The sequence below is a fragment of the Pseudomonas sp. genome (assembly GCF_026224925.1).
Lineage (GTDB): Bacteria > Pseudomonadota > Gammaproteobacteria > Pseudomonadales > Pseudomonadaceae > Aquipseudomonas.
Window position 1 is genome coordinate 1 of record NZ_JAMFRV010000543.1, and the last position, 6,672, is coordinate 6,672.

Consider the following 6,672-nt stretch of genomic DNA (forward strand, 5'->3'; position numbering starts at 1 on the left):
GCGCTTCGACGTGATCCTGTCGCCGGTCACCTCCAGCCTGACGCCGCAATTGGGCCTGTTGACGCTGGATCAGTCTTGGGACAGCTACGCCCACCGGGCAATGGGCAGCGCCGGTTTTACCGTACTCGCCAACGTTAGTGGCCAGCCGGCGATTACCCTACCTCTGGGCCAGAGCGACAGCGGCTTGCCGGTGGGCATGATGTTCACTGCCCGTCTGGGTGGGGAGGATGTGCTGCTGCGCCTGGCCGCTCAGTTGGAACAGGATCAACCTTGGGCCGCCAGGCGCGCGGCGCTGTAGGTCCGTCCCTAGTCCGCTTTGACGATGAGCTGGCACTGTGCAGCCCTGATCATGGGGTGCACTCCGCCACCGTTCCAGCAGCGTCGTCGGCGGTTTTTTCTGACCTCAGCTAATGGCATAACAACAATGACGGCTCAAGTTCAGTCTCAGGCCCAGTACGACGTGATTGTCGTCGGTTCGGGCGCAGGTGCGATGACTTCGGCGGTGTTCCTCGCCGATCAGGGTTTCAGCGTGCTGCTTGTGGAAAAAAGTGACCAGTACGGGGGCACCTCGGCGATCTCCGGCGGCGGCATCTGGATCCCCAATAACCACTATTTCGCCCGCCAGAACGGTAACGACAGCTACGCGAGCGCTTTACGTTATCTGCAGGCGGCGGCGGGCGAGCATGTCGATGACACACGTCTGCGTGCCTATCTGGACAACGCCCCGAAGATGATCGAAAAGCTTACCCAAACCAGTCGGGTGCGCTACGCGGTGGCGGCCAAATACCCCGATTATTACCCGCACTTGCCGGGCTCGTTGCCCGGTGGGCGTACCTTGGACCCGGAGTTCTTCGACACCGGCCTGCTGGGCGAGGAACTGGTTAACCTGCGCAAACCTTCACCTTCAACGCTGCTGATGGGGCGCATCGCTTGGACCGCTCGCGATGCGCACAAGGCCATGGCCCGTGGTTTTGGCTGGCGCCTGCTGATCATGGGCCTGATGCTGCGTTACAAACTGGACTTCAAATGGCGCCGCAAAAGTAAGTTGGACCGCCGTGCGGCCCTGGGCAGCTCACTGGTGGCTTCGCTGCGGCGCTCGCTGATGGACCGCAACGTGCCGCTGTGGCTCAACACCGACTTTTGTGGCTTGCTCACCGAGCAGGGGCGGGTCAGCGGGGTGACTGTGCAGCGTGACGGCGCCGAGGTGCAATTGCTTGCACGCCACGGGGTGATCCTGGCATCCGGAGGTTTTGAACAGAACCAGGCACTGCGTGAAAAATACCTGCCCCAACCGACCCGCATGGCGTGGAGTGCGACACCGCCAGGCAACAACACCGGCGCTGCGCTGGAGGCCGGGATGGCTCAGGGCGCGGCCACCGCGTTGCTGGATTGGGCCTGGTGGGCGCCGACCATTGCTGTGCCAGGCGAGGACAAACCTCGGGGGATCTTTGCCGAGCGTGCGTTCCCTGGGGCCATCGTGGTCAACGGCCAAGGCCGCCGCTTCGTTAACGAGGCCGCGCCGTATCTGGAATTCGTCGACGCCATGTACCGCGACAACTCGCTCACGGGCGGTCAATCGGTGCCGGCCTGGGTGATTTTCGATGGGCATTTCCGTTTCAATTACGCGATGGGGCCTTTGATGCCAAGCCAGGTCATGCCTGACAGCCGCCTGCGCAAAGAATGGTTGAACAACCTGTACTGGAAGGCCGACACCTTAGCCGGTCTGGCCAGCCAGATCGGCGTCGATGCGGCTGGTCTCGAAGCCACCGTGGCCAAGGTCAACGACTATGCGCGCACGGGTGAAGATTTGGACTTCGCTCGCGGCGGCAATGTGTTCGACCGTTATTACGGCGACTGCAACATCAAGCCCAACCCGTGCCTGGCGCCATTGCGCAAAGGCCCGTACTACGCCATGCGCATGGATGCCGGGGACATTGGCACCAAGGGCGGCCTGTTGACCAACGAACATGCGCAAGTGGTCCGCGATGACGGCGTACCCATCGCCGGCCTGTACGCAATCGGCAACTGTTCGGCGTCGGTGATGGGCACCAGTTATCCGGGGGCAGGCGGTACGCTGGGGCCAGCAATGACCTTCGGTTATGTCGCCGCCAACCATCTGGCCAGCCAGCGAAAGGCGGTTGTATGACGATGTCCGATAACATCCCCAGCACGCTGATCCAGGCGCCCTTGCACGTTGCCGAAAGCAGTGCCCTGGAATGGGACGAACACTGCGACGTACTGATTATCGGCTGGGGTGCGGCCGGGGCCTGCGCCGCGCTGGAGGCCCGGGCCAATGGCGCTGATGTGCTGATTGCCGACCGCTTTACCGGTGGTGGTGCCAGTGCCATGAGTGGCGGTGTCGTTTACGCCGGAGGCGGCACCCGCCATCAGCAGGCGGCGGGCTTCAGCGATACCCCCGAAGCGATGTTTGACTACCTCAAACATGAAACCCAGGGCGTGATCAGCGACGAAACCCTGCGGCGCTTCTGCGACGAGAGCGTGAGCAACCTCGACTGGCTGGAAAACCACGGCGCATCCTACGCTCATCAGATGCCGCCGGGCGGTAAGACCTCATACCCGTCTGACGGTTACTTCCTCTATTACTCCGGCAATGAGCTGGTGCCGGAGCATGGCGGCCCGCTGCCACCGGCGCCACGCGGCCATCGCACCGTGGGCAAGGGCCAGTGCGGCGCGGTGCTGTATTCCCATCTCAAGGCCGCGTGTCTGCGGGCCGGGGCGCGGTCACTGCTGCAAGCAGCGGCCAAACGCCTGGTGGTTGACGCGCAAGGGCGCGTGATAGGTGCCGAGCTGTGGTGCCTGCCGCCCGATAGCCCGCAAGCGAAGTTGCATGCGCGCCTGGCCGCTCGCGCCGAGCGTCTTCAGAATTTCGCGCCGGGTTACTGCAGAAACCTTCGCAAACGGATCTGCCAGTTGGAGCGGGATTTCGCCCGGCCACGTCTGGTTCACGCCCGCAACGGAGTCATCCTGAGTACCGGTGGGTTTATCTTCAATCGCGAATTGATCAAGCAGCATGCGCCGAAATTCCAGCGCAACTTCAAGGTCGGCACCGCTGGCTGTGATGGCAGTGGCCTGCGCCTGGGAGCCAGCGTCGGAGGCCAGGGCGTCGGGCTGGAGCGGGTATCGGCCTGGCGTTTCATCAACCCACCGTACAGTTGGCACAAGGGCATCGTGGTCAATCGCGAGGGTCAGCGTTTCTGCAACTAAGAAGTCTACGGCGCGACCCTGGGCCAGCCATTGATGGAAGAGCAGGGCGGTAAAGCCTGGCTGGTGCTCGATGCGCCGTTGCGCAAGAAGGCCATTCGCGAGGCATTGTTTGGCGGCTATTGGTGGTTCCAGAGCTTTCCCGCCCTGGCGCTGATGCTGTTCAAGGTGCGTAAGGGCAAGACCCTGAACCAATTGGCCACGGCGACCGGGATGAGCGAGTCGGTGCTGCGCGACTCGGTGCTGGCGGCGAATGCTGCGGCCCGTGGCGAGGCTCCCGAACCTTTTGGTAAGTCGCCGGGCGGGCGTCAGGTGCTTGATCAGGGACCGTTTTATGCCTGCGACATCTCCGTGGACAACCCGGTCTTCCCGCTAGGCGCCCTGACCCTGGGCGGTCTGCGGGTCGATGAGCACAGCGGTGCGGCGCTCGACGAACAGGGGCAGCCGATTGCTGGCCTGTACGCCGCCGGGCGCACCGCGCTGGGGATTCCTTCGCACCTCTATATCAGTGGATTATCCCTGGCCGATTGCGTGTTCTCCGGGCGTCGCGCCGGAGCCGCAGTGGCTCAACTGACGGCTCGGCAACTGCAACCCACGCTTGCATCGCAGGTAACATCATGACGAACCAGACAGGCAGCCCGTCCGGACGGGTTCAAGGCAAGATCGCTCTGGTTACCGGAGGCGCCAAGGGCATTGGCCGCGCAAGCGCCCGTTTACTGGCGGCAGAAGGCGCCCGGGTGCTGATCAGCGACCTTGACGTCGCGGCAGGCGAGGCGCTGGCCGCAGAAATCGGGCCCGCCGCCGAATTTATCCGCCATGACGCCAGCAGTGAAAGCGATTGGCAGCAGGTCATCGCCTACCTGCGCGAGCACTATGGCCGCCTGGACATACTGCTCAACAATGCCGGCATCCTGCTCTATGGGTCGATCGAAGAAACCAGCCTGGAAGATTGGAACAAGGTCATGCGGGTGAATGCCGACAGCGTGTTTCTCGGCTGTCGCGAAGGCATAAAACTGATGAAGGACGGCGGTGGTTCGATCATCAATGTGTCGTCGATCGCGGCCTTGGCCGGGCGTGACGATTACCTGGCCTACAGCGCCTCCAAGGGCGCGGTGGCCGCCTTGTCGCGTTCGGTGGCGGTGTTATGTCGGCGGCGTAAATACCGGATTCGCTGCAATACCCTGCACCCCGATGGTGTACTCACCGACATGACTCGTGGCAGTTTTCCGCAGGGCATCGATCCGGCACGCGTGACCATTGACAGCGATCCGATGAACCGCATGTGCCTGCCTGAGGATGTCGCGGCCAGCGTGCTGTTTCTCGCCAGCGACGAGTCGCGTGCGATCAATGGCGTAGAACTGCGCATCGACAGCGGGCAGATGGTGATGAGTATCTAAGTGAATGGGCGCTGCGCGACTACACAAGGCCGCTGCCTGTCGAAACAGGTCAGCGGCCTTGTGCGTTTTGCGGGTAGTGATCCGCAGCGAGCGACGCTCAATGCCCTTCGAATTGCGCCGGGCGTTTGTCGATAAAGGCTTGCATGCCTTCCTTTTGATCGCGTGAGGCGAACAACAGCGCATTTGCCTTGCGCTCCAACGCCAGGCCTGTTTCCAGTGGCGCGTCCATGCCCGCCAAAATAACTTCCTTGATCTGTTCGGCGGCCAACGTCGGCATCGCCGCGATAACCCGCGCCAATTCCAGGGCATGGGCCTGTACCTGATCATCGTCAACCAAATCGCTGACCAGCCCGGCGACCCAGGCTTCCTCGGCGCTGATCGCTTGCCCGGTTAGCGCCATGCGCATCGCCTTGACCTTGCCTACTGCGCGCACCAGCCGCTGCGTGCCGCCGATGCCAGGCATGATGCCGATACGGATTTCCGGTTGGCAAAAGCGCGCACTGCGTCCGGCGACGATCAGATCGGCATGCATCGCCAGTTCACAACCGCCGCCGTAGGCATAACCGCAGACCGCCGCAATCACTGGTTTCGGGCAATGCTGGATCGGCGCCCAGACCCGCTCGGTATGGCGCTGGTAGATATCGATGGGGCCGACCCCGGCCATGCTGTTGATATCGCCACCGGCGGCAAACACCTTGTTGCCGCCAGTCAGCACAATGCAGCGCACTTCGGGATCGCTGCCCAACTCGCTGAAATAGCGCGATAGCAGCGCTTGCAGCTCCAGGCTCAAGGCATTGTTCGCCTGCGCACGGTTGAGCCGCAGTAAGGCCACGCCCGGCAGCGGGCGTTCGAGCAGAACCGGTGCTGCGGATGAATCGGACATAAGCATCCTCCTGTGCCAAGCGTTGGGTGAAGGCGCCAGTGTCCTGTTCGCGAGGGTAAAAATTCATCGTCCGTTCAGACGAAGAACGGGTTTGGTTTTGTCCCTAGAGTGCACCTTGTCAGTAGAACAAGGAGCACGTAATGGAGTTGCACTCGGGTCTTGATTACAGCGGCAAGGTGGTGTTGATCACCGGCGGCACCAAGGGTATCGGCGCGGGTATCGCGCTGGGGTTCCTGGCCGCGAATGCGCGGGTCATCGTCTGTGCTCGTACCGAGCCTGAGCAGGTGCCGACGCTGGAGTCCAGAAGCGCGACCTTTATCGCTGCCGATGTGCGTGACCAGGATTCGCTGCAACGGCTGTTCGACACCATCAATCGTGACTTCGGCCGCCTCGACGTGGTGATCAACAACGCCGGCGGTAGCCCGTCCGCCGAGGCCGCCACGGCGTCGCCGCGGTTTCATGAAAGCATCATTCGTCTCAACCTGATCGCGCCACTTAACGTTGCCCAACAGGCCAACCGACTGATGCAGGAACAGCCACAGGGTGGCTGCATCGTGTTTATCGGCAGCATCAGCGCGCTGCGCTCCTCGCCAGGTACCGCCGCCTATGGCGCGGCCAAGGCCGGGGTGCTGGCGCTGGTGCAGTCGCTGGCGGTGGAGTGGGGCCCCAAGGTGCGTGTTGTAACCGTCAGCCCCGGTTTGGTGCTGACCGACCAGGCGCACCTGCACTACGGCGATGCTGCCGGTATCGCCGCTGTCAGCGCCGGCATTCCGGCCGCGCGCATGGCCGTGGCCGAAGATATCGCCAACGCCTGCTTGTACATCGCATCACCACTGGCCAGTTATGCCAGCGGTTGCAACCTGCTGCTGCATGGCGGTGGTGAACGGCCGGCCTTTCTCGGGGCCGCGCAGGTTCTGCCCACCTGATCGACCCATGGCGGCGGCCGGGTTCGGCTGCCGCCTTCAATTTGAAGGAGACGACTTTGGCTGATCCACAATTGCTATCCAATGTGCGCGCCCTGGTGGGGCGCCAATACGGCCGCGTGTATGCCTGGGACGAGGTCAACGCGCCGATGATTCGTCAGTGGTGCGAGGTCATGGGCGTGGACAACCCGCTTTACACCGACCTCGCGTTTGCCTTGGGCACCCCGCATGAAGGGCTGATCGCCCC

Annotated in this window: 5 protein-coding genes and 2 pseudogenes; 6 read left to right on the plus strand and 1 reads right to left on the minus strand. The window is 62.9% G+C overall.

Annotated features, from left to right (window positions below):
- The 4 genes and pseudogenes from M0974_RS22875 to M0974_RS22890 form a co-directional block, all read left to right on the plus strand.
- The coding region (locus M0974_RS22875; RefSeq protein ID WP_297842195.1) for an amidase family protein at positions 1–298 on the plus strand (298 nt) is incomplete at its 5' end.
- A 126-nt stretch (positions 299–424) separates the two neighbouring features.
- Positions 425–2,146, plus strand: coding sequence for an FAD-dependent oxidoreductase (locus M0974_RS22880; protein WP_297842198.1), 1,722 nt, complete (start codon positions 425–427; stop codon positions 2,144–2,146).
- Positions 2,143–3,843, plus strand: a pseudogene (locus tag M0974_RS22885) (FAD-binding protein). Before M0974_RS22880 ends, M0974_RS22885 begins: the two are co-directional and overlap by 4 nt.
- Positions 3,840–4,619, plus strand: a complete 780-nt coding sequence (locus tag M0974_RS22890; protein ID WP_297842201.1) for an SDR family oxidoreductase — start codon at positions 3,840–3,842, stop codon at positions 4,617–4,619. Before M0974_RS22885 ends, M0974_RS22890 begins: the two are co-directional and overlap by 4 nt.
- Before the next feature lie 97 nt (positions 4,620–4,716).
- Here M0974_RS22890 and M0974_RS22895 read toward each other — a convergent pair whose 3' ends face one another.
- The gene (locus M0974_RS22895) at positions 4,717–5,502 is read right to left on the minus strand and encodes an enoyl-CoA hydratase (protein ID WP_297842204.1); all 786 of its coding nucleotides are present in this window, start codon (positions 5,500–5,502) and stop codon (positions 4,717–4,719) included.
- Positions 5,503–5,642: 140 nt separating this feature from the next.
- On the opposite strand from M0974_RS22895, the gene M0974_RS22900 reads away from it, so the two are divergent.
- A complete protein-coding gene (locus M0974_RS22900; RefSeq protein ID WP_297842208.1) occupies positions 5,643–6,428 on the plus strand; it encodes an SDR family oxidoreductase in 786 nt (261 codons plus the stop codon).
- 56 nt (positions 6,429–6,484) lie between these two features.
- Positions 6,485–6,672: pseudogene (locus M0974_RS22905) on the plus strand (DNA-binding protein); the annotation flags it as partial.